The sequence below is a fragment of the Pedobacter sp. UBA5917 genome (assembly GCF_002432345.1).
Taxonomy (GTDB): domain Bacteria; phylum Bacteroidota; class Bacteroidia; order Sphingobacteriales; family Sphingobacteriaceae; genus Pedobacter.
In genome coordinates, this window is sequence record NZ_DJDT01000332.1 from 15475 (window position 1) to 36572 (window position 21098).

12 protein-coding genes are annotated in these 21098 nt (G+C 40.9%); 10 read left to right on the forward strand and 2 right to left on the reverse strand.

What is annotated here, in order from left to right:
• The 4 genes from B2V92_RS23055 to B2V92_RS23070 all read left to right on the forward strand — a co-directional run bounded on the left by B2V92_RS23055 (position 1) and on the right by B2V92_RS23070 (position 7546).
• Positions 1-1602, forward strand: a complete 1602-nt coding sequence (locus B2V92_RS23055; protein WP_293312538.1) for a SusD/RagB family nutrient-binding outer membrane lipoprotein — start codon at positions 1-3, stop codon at positions 1600-1602.
• Between the two features lie 15 nt (positions 1603-1617).
• Positions 1618-2382 (forward strand): DUF4397 domain-containing protein, encoded by a 765-nt coding sequence (locus tag B2V92_RS23060; RefSeq protein WP_293312540.1) that lies wholly within the window; start codon positions 1618-1620, stop codon positions 2380-2382.
• 272 nt (positions 2383-2654) lie between these two features.
• Positions 2655-5885 carry a SusC/RagA family TonB-linked outer membrane protein gene (locus B2V92_RS23065; protein WP_293312541.1) on the forward strand — a complete coding sequence of 1077 codons (3231 nt, stop codon included), beginning with the start codon at positions 2655-2657 and terminating at the stop codon, positions 5883-5885.
• 8 nt (positions 5886-5893) lie between these two features.
• Complete coding sequence (locus tag B2V92_RS23070) at positions 5894-7546, forward strand: RagB/SusD family nutrient uptake outer membrane protein (protein ID WP_293312543.1); 1653 nt, start codon at positions 5894-5896, stop codon at positions 7544-7546.
• A 63-nt stretch (positions 7547-7609) separates the two neighbouring features.
• Here the strand turns inward: B2V92_RS23070 and B2V92_RS23075 are convergent, their stop codons facing one another.
• Both B2V92_RS23075 and B2V92_RS23080 read right to left on the reverse strand, forming a co-directional pair.
• Positions 7610-9442, reverse strand: a complete 1833-nt coding sequence (locus B2V92_RS23075) for a PQQ-binding-like beta-propeller repeat protein (protein ID WP_293312545.1) — start codon at positions 9440-9442, stop codon at positions 7610-7612.
• Between the two features lie 406 nt (positions 9443-9848).
• Positions 9849-10451, reverse strand: a complete 603-nt coding sequence (locus B2V92_RS23080) for a porin family protein (protein WP_293312547.1) — start codon at positions 10449-10451, stop codon at positions 9849-9851.
• Positions 10452-10709: 258 nt separating this feature from the next.
• On the opposite strand from B2V92_RS23080, the gene B2V92_RS23085 reads away from it, so the two are divergent.
• From B2V92_RS23085 to B2V92_RS23110, 6 genes are all read left to right on the forward strand, one after another.
• Positions 10710-10925 (forward strand): hypothetical protein, encoded by a 216-nt coding sequence (locus tag B2V92_RS23085; RefSeq protein ID WP_025141830.1) that lies wholly within the window; start codon positions 10710-10712, stop codon positions 10923-10925.
• Positions 10926-10978: 53 nt separating this feature from the next.
• Entirely contained in the window at positions 10979-11812 is an 834-nt protein-coding gene (locus B2V92_RS23090; RefSeq protein WP_293312550.1) for a phospholipase, read from the forward strand.
• A gap of 229 nt (positions 11813-12041) precedes the next feature.
• The gene (locus tag B2V92_RS23095) at positions 12042-13733 is read left to right on the forward strand and encodes a S41 family peptidase (RefSeq protein WP_293312551.1); all 1692 of its coding nucleotides are present in this window, start codon (positions 12042-12044) and stop codon (positions 13731-13733) included.
• A gap of 29 nt (positions 13734-13762) precedes the next feature.
• Positions 13763-15088, forward strand: a complete 1326-nt coding sequence (locus tag B2V92_RS23100) for an alpha-L-fucosidase (protein ID WP_293312552.1) — start codon at positions 13763-13765, stop codon at positions 15086-15088.
• A 645-nt stretch (positions 15089-15733) separates the two neighbouring features.
• Positions 15734-17992 (forward strand): GH92 family glycosyl hydrolase, encoded by a 2259-nt coding sequence (locus B2V92_RS23105; protein ID WP_293312554.1) that lies wholly within the window; start codon positions 15734-15736, stop codon positions 17990-17992.
• A gap of 148 nt (positions 17993-18140) precedes the next feature.
• Positions 18141-20747 (forward strand): glycoside hydrolase family 2 protein, encoded by a 2607-nt coding sequence (locus B2V92_RS23110; RefSeq protein ID WP_293312556.1) that lies wholly within the window; start codon positions 18141-18143, stop codon positions 20745-20747.
• The last annotated feature ends 351 nt before the right edge of the window (positions 20748-21098 follow it).

Consider the following 21098-nt stretch of genomic DNA (forward strand, 5'->3'; position numbering starts at 1 on the left):
ATGAAATATTTTAAGATAATAATATTTTCGGCTGTTGTGTTGGGCATTAGCAGCTGTAAGAAATGGCTTGATATCAATACCGATCCGGCTACGCCCCAGGTTACCAGGGCCGAATACCTGCTTTCGCCCATTATGTTCCAGATGGCGAACAATACGGCTACAGATAATAGGTTGATTTTCAAATACACCCAGGATATGTTTGGGCAGGATGCTACCAGTTTTACTGTTGCGTGGGAGAAACATGGTTATCAATCGGCAAGCGATCTGGGCGGTTCAATGTGGCGGATGGTGTATGTTAACTTTGGTTTAAACCTGGAAGATATGATCAAGGATGCCGAAGCTACAAATAAATGGACCTATGCGGGAATTGGTTATGCCATTAAAGCCTGGGGTTTTCAGCTATTAACCGATGCACATGGCCCGGTAATATTGGACGAGGCCTATGCGAACCAGTTAAAATTCAAATATCAGGATCAGCCCGAGGTTTATCAAAGGGTAAGGCAATGGAGCCAAAAGGCTTTAGAATGCTTTAATAAAACCGATGCTGCTGGAACAGCTGCTTTACTAGCGGGTGTTTCCGGCGACCAGATGTATAAAGGCGACCGGGTTAAATGGCGTAAATTTGTTTATGGTTTATTGGCGCAGCAATACAGCCATTTAATTAACAAGGCCGAATTTAATACCCAATATGCCGATAGCGTGGTTAAGTATGTAGATCTGTCTTTCGCATCGGCTGCAGATGATGCAACAATAAATTTCGGTGGTACCAACAGTAATGATTCGAATCCTTTTAGTCAGAATTTTGGAATGTATACCGCTACCGCCACCACGGCCCCAACCTATGGAAGAATTGGACAGCCCGTTGTTAGTTTGCTTACGGGAGGAATGAGGGGGGCAGCTGCTGTTGATCCGGTATTGCCGGGTGTTGATCCCCGATTAACCAGGATGATGAATCCTATACCTGTATCAGGGGTTTATAGGGGCGCGCTTCCCTTTAACGGAACGGCAACAACTCCGCATATTTTGGGGGCATTATCCGGAACTTCTATTGTGCCCTTTCCGGGAAAGTATATTTATTCTAACGCCGCAAGGTATCCGGTTATGAGTTACGCCCAGCTACAGTTTGCCAAGGCTGAAGCATTATTTAGGAAAGGAACAATCGGTACCGCATTTACTGCTTACATTAACGGCATTAAGGGGCATATGGATTTTATAAACCTGTATGGAAGAAACGGTTCTCCGGCAGCGGCCACAATTTCTACAACCGAAATAAACAGCTACCTGGCCAGTACCGAAGTTGCCCAAAATGCAACAGCTTTAACCATTGCCGATATTATGCAGCAAAAATATGTTGCGCAATGGGGTTGGGCAGGCATGGAACAGTGGAGCGATTTAAGAAAATATCATTACGATCCATCGGTGTACAAAACATATAAACAGCTTGAGGTTGGCGATTTTTTTGAGCGGAATAACGGGAAATACGCCTATCGCCTAAGACCGAGATACAGTTCTGAATACATTTGGAATCAGGATGAATTAGCCAAATGGGGTGGTTTGCAAACAGATTATCACACCAAAGAAACATGGTCCAATCTTCCTTAAATTAAACTTATAGATATGAAATCCATTATAAAAATATTTTTGGCAGCAGGTGTTCTGGCTTTTGCGGTTTCCTGTGGTAAAAACGAGATCAACTATGGTGATTTTGAAGTGCTGAGAGATGATCAGGCGATGTTGAAAGTGAATTACAACATTGCATATGCCGCCGATCCAAATGTGCAGATCAATATTAACGGACAGAGGGTAAGTACGCTGATTAAAACCCGATATCCCTATCCTGGGGGAGGGTATGGAACATTGGGCGATTCGAGGCCCGATTACCTTGTAATTAAACCTGGAACTTCTGAGGTTTCGATCTCGATCCCTAAAAAAGGTACAGCCATTGATTCTGTTGTTTTGTATAAAACGGCGGTTTCTGCCGAGGCGGGAAAAGCATATACATTGCATCTAACTGATACGGCGGCCAACACTAAAAGCTTTCTGGCTTTTGATAGTTTCGCATTGCCGGATTCCGGAATGGTAAAATATAAATTCATTAACCTCATGCCCAATGTGCCTGCGGTTGATCTTTATTATGGTACCACACTTGTATGTTCGAATATAGGTTATTTAAAAGAAAGCGAGTATTTCATCAGGCCGGTTTTAACAGGAACGGCCTTGGCCTGGACTGTGAAAGCAACCGGTGGAACAGCTACCCTGGCAACATATACCAGTGCCAGTACCATGCTTAACAGAAGGGTATACACGGCATTTGCTACGGGTTATAGCGGTAGAACAGATGCGGTAAGAAAACCCTATCTGGGTTTCTTCCTAACCAGGTAAATTTTTCTCTTTTTGGTTTGGGTTAAGCCGTCGCTAATTTTAGCGGTGGCTTTTTTTGTTAAAACCATCATATTAAAATAAGATTAGAACCTATTTTAATTGCGCTTTTATGCGGTTTTTTGCAATAATATCAAACTAATTACAATTGATGCAGCCTAAATGTTTGTAAATAAGTGGAAAACAATTATGATATTTACTTAAAATTCAGGAATGTGCGTTATTTTGCGTGTTTCAGAATCCTAACTAACAACAAACATCATTAACTAGTGTTTATGAAAAAAAAATTACTATTCATCTTTTTTGGTGTGTTTTTGCTGGTGGCCCATGCCATCGCGCAACAAAGCACCATTACAGGTAAGGTTACGTCAGAAGATGGACCAATACCAGGGGTTTCTGTTAAAATAAAAACCGGAACCACCGTAGTGCAAACAGATGGCAATGGAGTATATTCCATAAAAGCCAGCAAAGGAGAGGTTCTTGTGTTTTCTTTTATCGGCTATGTAAGTCAGGAGAAAACAGTAGGAAGCAGCAATACCATTAACGTGGCGTTGGCTTCCGAATCGAAAGGGCTGCAAGAAGTTGTGGTTGTGGGTTTCGGCTCGCAGAAAAAGGCAAATTTAACCGGTGCCGTAACTACTGTTGATGTGGCCAAAACCTTTGGTAGCAAGCCTTTGAACGATCCTACAAAAGCCCTTCAGGGCGTTGTGCCGGGTTTAACCATTACCTATGGAAATGGTGGTTTAACCTCCGGCCCGAACATTAACATCAGGGGCGTTGGATCTATAAACGGGAATAGCAGACCTTTAATTATTGTCGACAATGTAGAAACCCCTGATCTTTCGATCATCAATCCGGCCGATATTGAAAGTGTTTCGGTATTGAAAGATGCAGCCTCGACTTCGATTTATGGTGCAAGGGCAGCATTCGGAGTGGTTTTGATTAAAACCAAATCGGGCAAGAAAAACCAGCCAACCAAAATTGTTTACACCAACAACTTTTCGTGGAACAAGCCAACAGTATTAGCCGATTTTGCAAACCCGGTTGATGAATTGCAGGCGCTTTATGATGCATCGGTTAGGGCAGGTACAACCTCGCCCGAAACTTTTGGGATGCAGCTTACGAAGCTAAGGGATGGTATTGCAAACTGGCAGAATAAATATGCTGCTACCAACACCGGAAACGACATGGTTTTGGGGCAGGATTTCGATTATGTAGACGGCCGTGTTTATTTTTATAAAGTTTGGGATCCGAAAAAGGAAATGCTAAAAGATTATACGGCACAATCCAACCACAATTTGAGCTTACAGGGCGGTAGCGATAAAATTGGTTATTACCTGTCGGGAGGTTATGCTAACGAAGGTGGTATTTTCAAATTAAATCCCGATGAAATTAACAAATACAACATTAGCGGTTCTATAAATGTAGCTGCAACCAAATGGCTTGATGTTGATGCGAAATTTTTATACCGCAACTTTAAATACGATTATCCATATCAGTACCAAAACTACTGGTATTACTTTTGGCGTTGGGGTTCTTATTTTCCTTATGGTAAGTATAATGGAAATTATTTCAGGCACACGCCGGCATACCTCGCAAATGCGCAGACCTCTAACGTTACCGAAAATTATAGTAGGGTAGATTTAGGCGCAACCATAAAAATCACCAAAGATTTGAGCATCCGTGCCGATTATACTTTGGGCAGATCAAATGCGTTGAGGCATGAGGTTGGCGGACCGATTAATGCGATAGATTTCTGGACAGCAGGTACACCACCACTTATTGCCAATATTGCCACCGCATCGCAGGATATTGTAAGTTATGGCGAAACCCGCAACATGGTGAATACGCTAAATGCCTATGCTACCTATCAAAAAACTTTTGCTACCGATCATAACATTAAAATCACCGCCGGTGTAAACTCCGAAAATTACGACAATGTTCAGTTCACTGCGGCCAAAAATACCGTTCTCGACCCTACAAGGGGCGAATTGGCACTGGCCGTTGGTACACAGCTGGCAAGTGGCTACCATGGTACCGTAAATGGTTCTGTTTCTTATCCGGTTGGTGCTTATGCAGGTTATTTTGGCCGTTTTAATTACGATTATAAAGGAAAATACCTATTGGAGTTAAATGGACGGTATGATGGTTCATCGGCTTTTTCCAAATTGGATAGATGGGGTTTTTTCCCGTCGGCTTCTGCGGGTTACCGTTTAACCGAAGAGAAATTTATGAGTTTTATCAAACCTTATGTTGATGACGTTAAATTCAGGGCATCTTACGGTTCGGTGGGTAACCAGAATGTTGGTGGTCAATATTATATCCCAACCATGGCAGGTTCTTCTGTTAACTGGATCACCCCGTCGGGTACTACATTGGTACAGGGTGTTGCTGCACCAATTGCCGTTGCACAATCGTTAACCTGGGAAAAAATACAGACCTTAGATTTCGGTACTGATATCCGTTTCCTGAAAAATCATGTGGGTTTATCGGTTGATTATTACCAGCGCGATACCAAAGGTATGTTGCAGCCAACCTCTGTTCCTTCTACATTCGGCACTGCCGGCCCGCGGATCAACGCGGGTAATTTCAGGAACCGTGGTTACGAAATCAGCCTGGATTTAAATTATCCTGTTAGTCCTGATCTTAACCTTTATGCTACGCTAACCCTGGCCGATAATAAAACCGTATTTACAAAATGGAACAATCCATCTAACCTCATTTATCAGAACAATGCCAACTATCAGAACAATGGTTTTTATGTAGGGCAGCAATATGGCGAAATCTGGGGATTCGAAACCGATGGCTTTTTCCAATCGGCTGATGAAGTAAAAAATTCGGCCAGTCAGGTGGCTTTGCAGAATGGAAACTTTGTTTACGGGGTAGGTGATGTGAAATACAAAGATTTAAATGGTGATGGCGTAATTAACCAGGGTAAAGGAACAGCTGATGATCATGGCGATTTAAAAGTGATCGGTAACAGCCAGCCAAGGTACCAGTACAGTGCACGTTTAGGCGGAACTTTTAAAGGCTTCGATATTGATGTGTACATTCAGGGTGTGGGCAAACGCGATTATTGGGGCTTAGGTACCATGATTATCCCTGCTTATGGCAATGCCGATATCATGTATGCCAACCAATTGGATTTTTGGAGCCCTTCAAATCCAAATGCATTTTACCCGCGTCCTTACATCGGCAACAGCGCAACCAAACTGGCCAACTTCCCGGCAAGCGGAAATAACTTTTATCCCCAGTCAAAATACCTGTTAAACCTGGCTTATGCACGTTTAAAAAATGTAACTGTGGGTTATACCCTGCCAAACAACTGGTTAAAGAAATACGGTATCGAGAAAGTTAGGTTTTACCTGAGCGGACAAAACCTGGCTACAATTTCGAATGTGGGAGCGCCGATAGATCCTGAAATGACCGATGGTGAAGCTGGTTACACCGGCCGTACCTTTCCGTTTAACAGGCAATATTCTTTCGGCATTAACTTAACCTTATAAAAAGCGTCATGAAATTAATTAAATCAATCATATATCTTTCATTTATAGCTATTGTTGGGGCCAGTTGTTCCAAAGATTTAAATGTAGATACACCAGATCAGTTTTCTGATGATAACTTCTGGACAAGCGAAAACAATGTGCGTACCTATAACTGGGGGTTTTATGCCCTGTTTACCGGTTTCGGGACAGGTACTACGGCCGATTTTTATTTTTCTACCCTAACGGATGATCAGGATGCGGCTACCTTTCAGAATTTTGTGCTAACCGCACCAACCACCTCGTCTGATTGGGATTGGACATATGTGCGTAAAGCCAACATTATGCTCGAACGTATTAATCAGGTTCCGATGAGCGATGAAGCTAAAAAACACTGGAACGGGATTGCAAAGTTTTTTAGGGCAATGGATTACTTCAGTAAGGTAAAAGCTTTTGGAGGTGTGCCTTACATCAGCAAATCGCTGGATGTTTCTCAAACAGATGTAATTTATAAACCACGCGATAGCCGCCAGTTGGTAATGGATAGCGTTTTAAGCGATATTAACTATGCTGTGGCCAATATCCGTGTGAGCGATGGCGATAATGTGGTGAACCGCGATGTTGCCTTGGCTTTAAAAGCCAGGATATGTCTCTTTGAGGGTTCTTACCGGGTTTATCACACCGAATTATCATTGCCTGATGCTGATAAATTCTTAAACGAAGGTAAAGATGCCTGCGAAAAACTGATGACCGGCAAATATTTGCTAAATGCCGATTACAGGAGCATTTACAGCTCGATGGATTTGGCCGGAAACAAAGAGGTATTGCTTTATAAAAAATACCTGGCTGGCGTATTAACCCACTCTGTAATCGGTTATACCAACAGTACCACGCAAATGAGTGGTTTAACAAAATCGGCCGTTGATGCTTATGCGGCAACCGACGGTTTGCCTGTCGGTCAATCGCCTCTTTACCAGGGCGATAATACCATTACTACCCTCAGGGCAAACCGCGATAACCGTTTATTGGGTACTATCGATAACTTTTTGTGCTATAACGGTACTTTGGTAAATGGTTATAGTTCGAGTACCGGTTATCGTCCGTCCAAGTTTTTAAACCCCGCTTCCAATCAGCTTGCACCATTTAACGAAACCGATGCGCCGATTTTTTACTATCCCGAGGTTTTATTAAACTATGCAGAAATTACAGCTATCCTTGATAAGATGGGCAAACTCACTTTTGCCCAGGCTGATATGGATAAATCGATCAATCTTTTAAGAACCAGGGCAGGGATAACAAAACTCACTGTTACAGGTGGTGGAAATGTAGCTGCCGGAGGAACTGCTATTGCCGATCCGAAAAGAGATGCCGATGTTTCTGCTCTGATGTGGGAGATAAGACGCGAACGCAGGGTAGAATTAATGATGAACGGATTTAGGTATCAGGATTTAATGCGCTGGAAAAAGGGCGAATACCTGGATAGGGCAAAAAATGTGGAGGCTTTCTTAGGTGCCAAAGTGCCTGATAACGGCAAGGTGTTAAGAAATGCCCAGGGTTATATTGTGCCTTATGCTACTACCTTAACCAGAACATTTGTTGATCCGAAAAATTATTTATCGGCAATTCCTACCGGTCAGATTAGTTTGTATCCAGCAAATACATTACAGCAAAACCCAGGCTGGTAATATAACCTGAAATAACGGATAACCTCCTCAAATTTATATTTTGAGGAGGTTTTTTTGTGTTTGTTATTTAGTGCTCAGCCAAACCACTTTACCATCCATGGTACTGGCGATAATATTTTTACCATCAATCACATTTACAGTATTAATCATCGAGTTGTCTATTTTATGTGCCCAAACCGTGCTTTGCTGTTTGGGATCTATGGCATAAATTACACTGTTTTTTGTTCCGAAAAATACCTTTCCATCTTTTTCAATCAGCATTGAAGGTATGTGCTCATAACCAAAGCCTGCATTGTAACGCCAAAGGATCCCCGGATCTTTCGCCTGTGCCCTGTAGGCTACAATTTCATCCTGCATGGTTTTGCCATAAATAATGGTGCTATCAGCCGATTGACCTATCGATTCGCGTACTGTAGCTTCCTTATTGCGCCATAGTGTGCTGCCGTTTTTGGCATCAATAGCCGTTAAATAACGATCAGGGGCAGCAATGTATACAATGCCTTCGTAAGCAACAGGTGTTACCATTGCCGGCGAAAACATCCTGTTGGCCTGGCCGTTGTTCCATTTCCAAAGCAGATTTCCGGTATTGATATCGAGCGCATATAAATGCCTGCCCCACGATCCAAAAATAATTTTACCCTCGTAAATAAGTGGTTTGCCCACAATACTGCCCTCAACGGCTGTAAAAGACCATATTTCCTTTCCCGTTTTAACATCCAAAGCCCTGAAAGTATTGTCGCTCCCGCCTATATATACCTGTTGCCCCTTAACCACTGGCGATCCCAGTACCGAATTGCTGGTTTCTTTATGCCATATTTCTTTTCCTGTTTTTGCGTTCAATGCATAAATGGTTCCATCGCCCGAACCTAAAATTACCGTATTGTTTACAGCTACGGGCGAAGAATAAATTGCCCCTTTGGTTTTAAACGTCCATACTTTTTTGCCGGTATTCTTGTTCAGAGCTTCTACCAAACCCAGGCTGTTTCCAAAAATTACGTTGCTTGCAGCATAAATTGGAGTATTTACCACATTTGCGCTCGAGTGGTATGTCCAAAGTTCTTTTGTGCTTGGGTACTTATTATTGATGGCAAAATCAGGGCGTTCATATTTTTTCTGATCAGGAACAAATGTTTTCAGCGCGATTTTCCGCCATGCCGGAAGAATTTCCTGCATGGGTTTTTTGGTCTGAAAATATACCGTGTCTTTAATCATACTTACAATATTGTATCCGCCAATACTATCTTTTGCCCTTAAATTGGAGCGGCCCATGGTGGCTTCAATCCCTTCAAAATTATAAGGGTGGTTGTTGTGGCCATGTCCGCATATCGCATACTGGATATTGTATTTTTTCAAGCGGTCTGTTGCTTCGTACCAATTGTCCAAACTGTTATCCAAAGGGTAGTGGTTGGCAAAAATAACGGGCATATTTTTCGGTGTAGCCTTAAGCACACTGTCTAACCAAACTGTGGCATCCCTCGGGATATGTCCATCACTCATCCGTACATAAGGACCCGATGCGCAGGCAATAAAACGGTAACCCTTATGGTCGAAAATAAATTTATCGCCGCCAAACTCTTTAATGAAATTTACCCCTCCCGATTCCGACCATCCTGTATCGTGGTTCCCGGGGATGATATGGTAAGGTTTATTTAATTTAGAGAGGATATCTTTGGCCAATTTAAGCTCGTTGTTGGTCCCCATTTCGGTAATATCACCCGTGATAATTACAAAATCGATATCGTTTAGCGTATTGATATCTGCAACGGTGCGGTTCAGGTCTTCTTCGCCCGTAGGCGAACCCACATGTGTGTCGGTTACAAATGCATATTTAAAATTTTGTGCTTTTACGGCAAGCGATAATAAAATGGCAAACAGTAAAAGAATGCGGTGTTTCATGGTCTCTTTTTGTTAAATTGTTAACTATAAAAATCGGCATTTTTTAGGGCTTAAGCCGGGTTGTAATGCCAATTTTACGTGTTAAGTTAGGGAAAAATTGAGACCGAAGTTTGAAGATGGATGCTCGGGGTTTGAATGCTTAGTAAAGCGAGGTAAAGCTCTATAAAAAAAGTCGTCATCCCGATCCGATAGCTATCGGATGACGCACAGCGAAATGAAGATCATTCGACTCCGTTCAGGATGACAACTTAATAAACGGCCGTCATCTCGACTGGAACGCAGTGGAATGGAGAGATCTATCTCGAGATAGATTTCTCGGCTGCGTTACACTCCGCTCGAAATGACGGTATGGGGAACAAAAAAAGCGGCCATTTGGCCGCCTTTTACACTTGTTCTGTTGTAAAAATTACAAAATCTTAAATCCTAAACTCAACTGGAAAAGGTTTGGTTTCTGGCTGTATTTTTCACTTTTACTAATGTTCGATAAACCAGCTTCGTAACGTAAATCAACCGAAATACTGCCCACATCTACACCTGCACCTGCCTGTAAACCCAAGGCCTGGTTTTTGTAATTGCTAAAATCGGTTGCCTGTTGGTAAGCCGAATTAAATGTTGAGTTTTCATCCAGGATAAATGAAATCACCGGACCGGCCATTAAACGGAAATTCAGGTTTTTAGCACCGAATTTCGTTCCCAGTAAAACCGGAACATCCAAAGTAGTAAATTTTACTTTTCCCTCTGCCGCTACTTCATTTCCATTATCCTGTTTAAAGCTGATAAATTTATTGCCTTTGCTGCCGATGTAAGCCTCTGGCTGCACATAAAAACTTGCACCTCCAATACGTGCCCATGCACCGATCTGGTAGCCCAAACGGTTTTCTTCGCTTGCAAAATCCGAATTCAGTTTGGCTAAATTTACACCTGCCTTAACCCCCAGGTTAAACGTTTGTGCCTTTGATGTTGCCCAACCCAGGGTTAGGAAAACAATAGAGAAAATGATCTTTTTCATGTTGTTTAATTTTGTTTTTTTAAGGTTATAAAACCGTAAACAGCGATCCGGTGTATTTTATGGTGTGTTTTTTGTTCTTATGGTTTCTTTTAAAAACTGCACCGGACGGTTTTTATACCGGTTTAGATTTTATAACGGCGTTTTAACACAATTATCGTGCAAAAAATTACCGGAGGATGTTCTATTTTTTCTTTGATTGCATAAAAAGGTGTTAATCTGTACAAATATTTTTTACTTTTGCATCAAATAAAATATGCCATGGCTAATTTTCAACTCACTTCAGAAACTGCATTTAAGGTAAAAACCAAATTTTTAAGGAAATACCGCGATTTAGCGAACGAGCCTTTAGAATTTACCCCTGGCAAAGAAGACCAGTTGATCGAAGATTTAATGCGCCTGGTTAAACGCGACCGCACCTATATCGAGTTTACCATTCAAAAGGCATTGGCCGATACCAAAGGCAACAGGCTTTAATATTTCGGATTCCTGATCCTATTTTTCTTAACACAATATTTTTTGTTTTGGCTATGCATTATAAGATTTATGTATTTGCATTCTTATTGTGGTTAAGTACATTTGCCGCATCCGCACAACAACAGGTATTTAATGATACCTTTCCTGATAGCTTAACGGCATCCCAAACCAGAAAACAATTAAACGATTTATCCGCAGATCAATATCTCAAACAAACATTTGTTAAAGGAAGCTCATCGATTAACTATAGGTTATTATTGCCTGAAGGTTACAGCAGTTCTGTAAAATACCCCCTGGTTATTACATTCCATAACTCAACGAGGATAGGCACAGACAATGAAAAGCAATTAGAGCCATTGGCTAGAATTTGGTTGCGCCCTGTTATTCGCAAACAGTACCCTGCTTTTGTAATTGCTCCACAGTTTCAAACACGTTCATCCAATTATTGTCCGGATTCCAGCCTACATTGCTTGATCTCTAAACCATCAGAAGATGTTTATTTACTGTTGGAATTGATCCGCGAGGTAAAAAATAAATACCCTGAAATAGACACTAACCGCATTTATTTAGTGGGTTATTCTATGGGGGCATCCACTGCTCAAAATCTGATGAACATTGCGCCGAAAACATTTGCGGCAATGGTTTCTATTGCAGCTGTTCCTGATTTTTTAAATTTAAACAGCGTTAAGCGAAAGTCTGTTTGGTTAATTCATGGTTTGCACGATGATGAAAATCCTTACAAGGGAAGCGAGCTTTTATACCGTGCAATGAAAGGCAATCCGAATTTGTTGTTTACAACTTACAACAAGTTAGACCACAATCTCATTACCATTCCGCTATTGCTTCATTCGCAAATACCCGCTTGGTTATTTGACAAGTATAAATAAAGAATTTTTACGATGGAGATAGCCAGTCTTCTTGCTAAAAAAGCATCTTGCTTTGCTGGCCAGCTATAATTTGAACTGCTCATTTTCAATGCTTAATTTACGCACTTAAAATAAGCTGTTTTTAATGTTTATTGGTTTTTGTACATTTACGGTTCTACTGAAATGATAAATATCTCCCGATATGCTGTTTTTTATTTAAGAGCATCTTTAGGGCTAAAATAATAAGGGAATGAAGAAACTAAAATATGGTCTTTTAGCAGCTGGATTTGGTGTTGCTGTTTTATCTTTTTCTTTTAAGGAGGATTTATTTCTCGTATCCAAAAACCTGGATATTTTTGCTTCCCTCTATAAAGAAATCAACATCAATTATGTTGATGATACCAATGCGCCCAAATTGATGAAAACAGGCATTGATGCCATGTTGGATAGCTTAGACCCTTACACCGAATATGTTCCCGAATCGGAGATTGAAGATTACAAACTTAAATATGTAAGTACCCAATATGGTGGTATTGGTGCAGGTACAGTTTTTATTGACGGGAAACTGTTTATTAACGAGGTAAGCGAAGGTTATCCTGCAAATAAAAGTGATATTAAAGCCGGCGATCAGATTGTGAGTATCAATGGCATTGCCGTTAAAGGTAAAGACCGCCCCGAAATCAGTCAGTTATTACGTGGGCCAAAGGGTACTGCGGTTGACATGGTGATGATCAGGGAGGGAAAAGAAATCAGCAAAAAACTGCTCCGTGAAGAAATAAAACAGCCAAATGTTTCTTATTCAGGTATGGTTGGTGATGGTATCGGTTACATTAAACTTGATAAATTTTTGGAAAATTCCGGTCAGGAGGTTAAAGATGCCTTATTGGCTATCCAAAAGGAAAACCCTAAAGGGGTGGTATTGGATTTAAGGAACAATGGTGGCGGTATTTTACAGGAAGCCGTTAAAATTGTAAATCTTTTTATCAATAAAGACCAGTTGGTGGTTACCCAAAAAGGAAAAAATGTAGAGAAAACCATCACCTATAAAACGCTTAATGCGCCAATTTCTACTTCGGTTCCTTTGGTAGTACTGGTAAATGCAAATTCTGCTTCAGCATCTGAGATTGTTGCGGGTTCCCTACAGGATTTAGATCGTGCAATCGTAATCGGACAACGCAGTTATGGTAAGGGCCTTGTTCAACAAACCTTCAATTTACCTTATAACAGTTTGGTTAAAGTAACCGTGGCCAAATATTATACCCCATCGGGCAGATGCATCCAAAAGCTTGATTATGCACATAAAAATGCCGAAGGTGTAGCCGAACGTTTTGCCGATTCTACTATGGTAATGTACCAGACAAAAGCTGGCCGTAATGTGTACAGCGGTAATGGTGTTTACCCTGATATTGTTGTAAATGCCGATAAATTAAGTCCCGTTACCATTTCGATGCTCAATAAAAGCCTTTTCTTTAACTACGCCAACCTGTATAAAAAAGAAAAACCAACTTTGGCATCAGCTAAAACTTTCCAGATTTCAGATGCTGATTATACCGTTTTTGCCAACAGCCTTGCCGATAAAGATTTAACCTACCAGAGCCGTACCGAAAGATTGTTGTCTGATCTTCGTGCAGAAGCAGAAAAGGAAAATAAATCGACAGAAGTAAAAACCGATCTCGAAAACCTGAAATACAAACTTACTTCTTCTAAAAAAACCGATCTGGTAAGCCATAAAGCCGAGATTAAAAGAGTTTTGGAAACCCAGATTGTGAGCCGTTATTTTTACGAAAAAGGAAGGATTGAGCAGAGTTTCCAGTACGATAAAGAACTGGCTGCCGCGAAAAACCTGTTTACCAACCAATCGCAGATCCTTGCCATTTTAAAAGGTGATGGGAACTACAAAGTGATTGGTAAGCCAACTAAAGCAACGGCTTCCATCGATTAAGAAAAACCTAACCAAATATCTACCAAATTATGAGAAAATTAGCAATCATCGGCTTAATGCTCTGTTTTGCCTTACAGTTAAAGGCGCAGGATTATGCGCCCGCGGCATCAAATTTAAAGCAGCGTGCCTGGTTTGCCGATGCCCGTTTCGGTCTGTTTATTCACTGGGGGGCTTTCAGTATCCCCGGTAGCGGCGAATGGGTAATGAACGAACGGAAACTGAACATACACAATTATACCAACCTGAAAGACTTTTTCAACCCTGTTGAATTCAATGCTGCACAATGGGTAAGCATGGCAAAAAATGCCGGCATGAAATACATTACGCTCATCACCAGGCATCACGATGGTTTTAGCATGTGGGATACCAAATATTCTGATTTTAACATCATGAATACCCCTTACAAAAAAGATATCGTAAAAATGATGGCCGACGAATGTCATAAACAGGGCATACAGTTATACTTATATTACTCTTTGCTAGATTGGCGTAGAGAAGATTATCCGCACGAAACCGGCAGAACGGGCCAAAATTCTGGTCGTACCGGCAAAGGCGATTATGCCAGCTATTTACAGTTTATGAAAAACCAGCTTACCGAACTGCTAACCAATTATGGTGAGATAGGAGGTATCTGGTTCGATGGTCATTGGGACCAGACCGAGCCTGAAGGTGCAAAAGACAGAACCTCGCGTATCGACTGGAAGTACAACGAAATTTATGGTTTGATCCACAAACTGCAGCCGCAGTGCATGATCGGGAATAACCACCATTTAACGCCATTTGCAGGCGAAGATTTCCAGATGTTCGAACGCGATTTGCCAGGGGAGAATAAATCGGGTTTAAGTTTTCAGAAAGCATCAGATCAATTACCGCTCGAAACCTGCGAAACTATTTCTAACTCGTGGGGCTATAATTTAAGCGATACTTATTACAAATCGGATAAAGAACTGGTGCACATGTTGGTTAAAGCAGCAAGTTTAGGTTCCAATCTTTTATTGAACATTGGGCCTATGCCAAGTGGAAAAATCCAGCCTGAATTTCAGGACCGCTTATCAGGTTTGGGCGACTGGCTTAAAATTTATGGCGAAAGTATTTACGGCACAAAAGCTGGTTTTATCAAGCCACAAGCCTGGGGAAGCATTACGCAAAGTGATAAGAAAATCTATATCCACATGGTAGATGGAAAAACCGCTACACTCGATTTAGATAATGTTCCTTTAAAAAAGATCAAAAAAGCTTATTTGCTGAAAGATAAAAGCGTGGTTAACTTCACATTCAAAAAATCGAAATTAACCCTTACCACTATACCCAGTACAACAGAACCCGATCAGGTAATTGTTTTGGAGATTGGGTAAGATACTTTACCAATTGGTCGTCATCTCGAGCGGAGTGCAACGTAGTTAAACTTACCGAGATTTATCGTGGTGTAAGATGTTTCCATCTTACACTTTACCCTTTAAGTAAGCATCATTTCGATAACCATTAAGGCAAGGCTAGGTTCTGAAAAAAAATAAGTATGGCGTTTTTATATGGTGTTTAAATTAGTTTTAAATTTTTCCACTTGTAAAACTCAGGTGATTTCAGGTGCCTAAGGTGGTGATAAAAAATAAACATTCCGCTGTTTAATTTACACCTAAGTCACGTGAGATCATCTAAGCTGTTCAAAAAGTCGTTTTGCAAATTGCAAGCTATTTAACCATATAAGGAATATAAGACCAGGTAAGCTTATATGTCCCTTCAATGTCTTATATGGTTATTAAAAATACTTCTGGTTTTAGTGATTTATATGAACGTCATTATAAGCGGGCAACCGAGGATCACGGAGTGCTCAGCGAAGCTAAATTTATCTCACGGTAGATCTTCCTTTTCGCTGCACTTCGCTCGAGATGACGATACTTTTACTTAATTTCACTACAATTCTTCCCCCTTTTATGAGAAAATAAACGTAAAACGTTTTACTTTTAGATTTTTAAATCAATTGTAGGAAATTATAAGCACACATGCAATTCAGGAAAACCTCATCGATTCTATTTCTAACCGCCTCTCTTTTTACATTTAATGCCTCTGCACAGCAGAAAACCAAACTTACTCAATATGTAGACCCATTGATCGGATCGGCAAAACACGGGCATGTTTTTGTAGGTGCCAATGTACCTTTTGGCGCAGTGCAGCTCGGACCGAACAATATTTTTGAAGGTTGGGACTGGTGCAGTGGTTACAATTATGTGAGTAATACCATCACAGGTTTTGCACATACCCATTTAAGTGGTACAGGCATCGGCGATCTGGGCGACATTTCGATTATGCCTGCAACCGGTAAATTATTGCTCGAAAAGGGTAAAACAGCCGATGATCAGGAAGGTTACCTGTCTAAATTCTCGCACCAGAACGAAGTAGCCAAAGCAGGTTATTACAGTGTGTTGCTTGATAAATACCAGATTAAAGCAGAGTTAACCGCAACCGAAAGGGTAGGTTTTCATCAGTATACATTTAAAAAAGGTGCTGAAAATCCACACATCATTATCGATTTAATCGAAGGTATAGGGTGGGATGCACCGGTATCAGCATCATTTAAGCAGATAGATGCCACCACCATCGTTGGGCATAGAAATTCGAAAGGTTGGTCTAACGATCAACGTTTGTTTTTTGTGATCAAACTTTCGCAGCCGATTAAAAACCTGGTATTATATGATAGTACAGTGGTTAAAAACGGCGCCGAACTATCGGGCAAAAAGTTAAAAGCTGTGGTTAATTTTAATGCCATTAACAACGAAAAACTACAGATTAAAGTCGCTTTATCTCCTGTAAGTACCGAAAATGCCATTTTAAACCTGAAGACGGAGTTGCCGGGCTGGGATTTTGCCGCTACCGTTAAAAATAGCGATGCAAAATGGGAAAAAGAATTGTCGAAAGTTAATATTAGTGCATCTAACACTACCAAAAAGGTATTTTACACGGCATTATACCATACCATGATTGCCCCGTCGTTATTTAATGATGTGAATAAAGATTACCGTGGGACAGATAAAATGGTATATAAAAAAGCAAACTTTAATAACCTCACCACTTTTTCACTGTGGGATACTTACCGTGCAGCTAACCCGTTGTATACCATTTTACATCAGGATAAAGTGAGCGATGTGGTAAATACCATGCTGGCCATTTATAAACAGCAGGGAAAATTGCCGGTTTGGCACTTAATGGGCAGCGAAACTAATACCATGGTGGGCTATCATGCCGTTCCGGTTATTGTTGATGCTTATTTAAAAGGATACAGGGGCTTTGATGTAAATCTGGCTTTTGAAGCCGTAAAACAATCGGCCATGCAAAAAACCGATGGTATCGATTATATCCAGCAGTTAAAATATATTCCGGCCGATAAAGTGAACGAATCTGTTGCCAAGGCTTTAGAATATGCCATTGATGATTATTGCATTGCCATGTTTGCCAAAGCGTTGAACAAAACCAAAGATTATCAGTATTTCAGCAAAAGAGCTGGGTTATATGCGCAATATTTTGATAAAGATATACAGTTTATGAGGGGTAAATTAGCTGATGGTACCTGGAGAACACCTTTTAGCCCGGTGGCTTCTAAACACCGCGAAGATGATTATACCGAAGGTAATGCATGGCAATACACCTGGTTGGTGCCGCAGGATGTTGAAGGATTGATTAAATTATTTGGAGGCGATAAACCATTTGTAAATAAACTCGATTCTTTATTCTCGGTAAAGGCTGAGCTGGGTGAAAATAGTTCTCCAGATATTTCAGGGTTGATCGGGAATTATGCACAAGGAAATGAACCCGGCCACCACATTACCTATTTATATGCTTACGCTGGGCAGCCATGGAAAACAGCCGATCTGATCCGTAAAATAGACCACGATTTTTATTCTTCAAAACCCGATGGTTTATGTGGCAACGAAGATGTTGGCCAGATGAGTGCCTGGTATGTTTTCTCGGCCATGGGATTTTATCCTGTTAACCCTGCAAATGGCGCCTACGTTTTCGGAACGCCTTTGCTTAACGATGCTACCATTACCCTGGCTGGTAATAAAAAGTTTAACATTAAAGTTGTGGGTAACAGCGCAGAGAACAAATACATCCAAAAAATTGTACTGAACGGTAAACCTTACACCAAATCTTACATCTTGCATAAAACCATTGTGGCGGGTGGAAATATACAGATTTACATGGGTAACAAACCATCAGAAACATGGGGTGTAAAACCAGAAGATAGGCCGGTATCAGGAAAATAATAGATGTTGTCACGTCGAGCTTGTCGAAACGCCTCAAACGGTGTTGTGGAAAGTCCTTCGACAAGCTCTGGATGACAATTCTAGATTTATGATATATCCTCAATAAAAAATAATCATAAAACATGATCAACTATAAGAACTCAACTATATGAAGAAAATATTTATACTTCTTTTATGCTTTTCGGGCCTGATCGTAAATGCACAGCAGCGTTACGAACTTAATTCGGGCTGGCTATGCACCAATATCAAAGAAGCTAACGCTTCGGGCCTGGAAATTTCTAAAGCAGGTTTTCCAATCAACAACTGGATGCCAGCAACAGTTCCGGGAACGGTTTTAACCACTTTATTGAACAATAAAAAAGTGCCCGATCCATTTTACGGAATGAACAACGAAAAGATTCCTGATGTATATAAAACGGGCAACGATTATTATACCTATTGGTTTGTAAAAGATTTTGAAGAACGGGCCATAGGTAACGAACAGGTTTGGCTGCAGTTTAGGGGCATAAACTACAAAGCCGAAATTTACCTGAATGGGAAAAAAGTAAATCCGAAAACCCAGGTAGGTATGCACCTTAGGGCACAGTATAACATCACTAAGCTACTATCTGCAAATGGAAAAAACAGGCTTGCCGTTATTGTTTATCCGCCAGATTTTCCGGGTAACCCGAATGGTGGTCAGGGAGGAGACGGAACCATTGCAAAAGGATTAACTACACAATATACCGCAGGCTGGGATTGGATACAGCCCACCCGCGATCGTAACACGGGGATTTGGGATAAAGTAACCATTGAGAAAACCAAAAGCATCAATATCCAGAATCCACAGGTAATTACCCTGGTACCCGGCAAACGTTTACCAGAGGGCAAACAAAACCCTGCTACGGTTAAAGTTTCGGTTGAAGTAGAAAACCCAACCAATCAGCCCGTTTCTGGTACTTTGCAGTATCAAATTGCCGGTAAACTGGTTAAACAGCCCACTACCATTGTGGCAAATAAAACCACGACAGTTAAACTGCCTGATTTATTGCTCGAAAATCCAAAATTATGGTGGCCAAGTGGTTACGGAGCACAAAATCTTTATGATGTAAAAATCGAATTTGTAGCGGCCAACCAGATATTGGATCAGGAACAGTTGAAAGTGGGGGTACGCCAGATCGATAACATCTGGAATGAGCATACCAAAAGTATGGGCGCTTTTGTAAACGGACAGAAGATTTTTATAAAAGGAGGTAACTGGATCATTTCTGATGCGATGTTACGTTTTAGCGATGCCCGTTATGATGCTGAAATCCGTTACCACAAAGATATGAACCTCAACCTGATCAGGATCTGGGGTGGAGCAATCCTTGAACGACCGGAGTTTTACAATGCCTGCGATAAATATGGATTGCTGGTTTTTCAGGATTTTTGGTTCAGTGGCGATTGTAACGGCCGTTGGATAGATCCGATGAAAAAAGAAGACCAATGGACAAGAAGAAATTACCCTGATGACCATAACCTTACTTTAACCGCTATCGAAGATCAGATCAAAATGATCAGAAACCATGCCTCGCTTGCATTTTGGTGTGGCGGAAATGAAATTACTCCTCCCGAAGATATTTTGGAACCCTTAAAAAACGACATCCTTCCGCGTTTAGATGGCACCAGAAAACTTTTCGATTTCTCGAACAGTGATGAAATGTCGTTCAATTCTATTGGTGGCAATGGCGATGGACCATATGGTATACAGGATATCAAAACCTTTTGGGGTACCCGAACTTTCCCCTACAATTCGGAAGTTGGCTCGGTAGGCGTAGGCGATTACGCTTCGCTGCTCCGTTTTATCCCGAAAGAAAACCTGGTAGCCCCACAATACAAAGCCAGGCCCGATTCGGTATGGGATTATCATAAATACATTTCGTACGAGCAATACCTTAATCCTTATGGTAAGCCTAAAAGCGCAGAAGATTTTGCCATGAAAGCCCAATTGGCCAATTACGATCAGTACAGGGCACTAATGGAAGGTTTTTCTAACAAAATGTGGGATTGGTACACAGGTTCAATCATCTGGAAAACCCAAAACCCGTGGACGGCCATGCGCGGGCAGATGTACGATTATTACCTCGATCCTAATGCCTGTTTGTACGGTTTAAGAAAGGGAAGTGAGCCCCTGCATGTGATGATGAACCCTCTGGATAGTATGGTTACGATTGTAAACAATGGATTTATCACTAAAAATAATTTAATGGTACAGGCTAAGGCTTACGATATGGATGGAAAAGACTATTTCTATTCGCAGGTATTCAATTCGGTAGGACCATCTTCTGTTAGGCGTCTTTTTCCTATGAACGAGTTTTTAACCAAGCTCGATAAAAAAGAAGGTTTGTTTATTTCGTTAAGGATTTTAGATCAGAAACAGCAAATATTAAGTGAAAACATTTATTGGCTGGCCGGGAAAGACGGTGAATATTCGGGTTTGAAGAATATCAAACAAACACCTTTAAAAGTTGAAGCCGCTGATCAGAAAAATGGTAAGGTAGCCGTAACTTTAAGCAATGCAGCAGGAAATCCTGTTGCGTTTTTTAACCGCGTTGCGCTAATTAATAGCAATAGCAACGAACGTATTTTGCCAACATTTTATGATGATAATTATATAAGTATCTTACCAGGCGAAAGCAAAACCATAACGGTAGAATATACCGGTAAACAAAGCAATTTAGCGGTAGAGGTTTACGGCTGGAATGTGGTAAGGCAGAAAGTAGAAGTTAAATAGAATAGAAAAGCGCTTGCACTCGTTTCCAAACGAGTGCATAAATAGTTAAACGATTCTATCGTTTGTAAACGATAAGTTATTCAACGCTCGTTTCAAACTAGCGTTAGCGCTAAAGATTAAGTAGATAAATTTTCAGACCTCGCAGGTTTTCGAAATCTGCGAGGTCTTGTTGGTCGGGATTTGTAATCCCGACTTTAGTACTAAGGATTTTAAATCCTTTGGTGGATTGCAAATCCACACCTCATTCAGTCGAGATTGCAAATCTCGACTAACAAAAATAGAAAAGGCGATACTTTTGGTATCGCCTTTTCTATTTAATATGTCTAGTCCTGAAATAAGTTGACACAAAAG

Coding starts and splice junctions, on each gene's coding strand:
- B2V92_RS23065 (WP_293312541.1), top strand. CDS start 2,655: ATGAAAAAAAAATTACTATTCATCTTTTTTGGTGTGTTTTTGCTGGTG.
- B2V92_RS23075 (WP_293312545.1), bottom strand. CDS start 9,442: ATGAAACACCGCATTCTTTTACTGTTTGCCATTTTATTATCGCTTGCC.
- B2V92_RS23080 (WP_293312547.1), bottom strand. CDS start 10,451: ATGAAAAAGATCATTTTCTCTATTGTTTTCCTAACCCTGGGTTGGGCA.
- B2V92_RS23100 (WP_293312552.1), top strand. CDS start 13,763: ATGAGAAAATTAGCAATCATCGGCTTAATGCTCTGTTTTGCCTTACAG.
- B2V92_RS23060 (WP_293312540.1), top strand. CDS start 1,618: ATGAAATCCATTATAAAAATATTTTTGGCAGCAGGTGTTCTGGCTTTT.
- B2V92_RS23085 (WP_025141830.1), top strand. CDS start 10,710: ATGGCTAATTTTCAACTCACTTCAGAAACTGCATTTAAGGTAAAAACC.
- B2V92_RS23095 (WP_293312551.1), top strand. CDS start 12,042: ATGAAGAAACTAAAATATGGTCTTTTAGCAGCTGGATTTGGTGTTGCT.
- B2V92_RS23110 (WP_293312556.1), top strand. CDS start 18,141: ATGAAGAAAATATTTATACTTCTTTTATGCTTTTCGGGCCTGATCGTA.
- B2V92_RS23105 (WP_293312554.1), top strand. CDS start 15,734: ATGCAATTCAGGAAAACCTCATCGATTCTATTTCTAACCGCCTCTCTT.
- B2V92_RS23090 (WP_293312550.1), top strand. CDS start 10,979: ATGCATTATAAGATTTATGTATTTGCATTCTTATTGTGGTTAAGTACA.
- B2V92_RS23055 (WP_293312538.1), top strand. CDS start 1: ATGAAATATTTTAAGATAATAATATTTTCGGCTGTTGTGTTGGGCATT.
- B2V92_RS23070 (WP_293312543.1), top strand. CDS start 5,894: ATGAAATTAATTAAATCAATCATATATCTTTCATTTATAGCTATTGTT.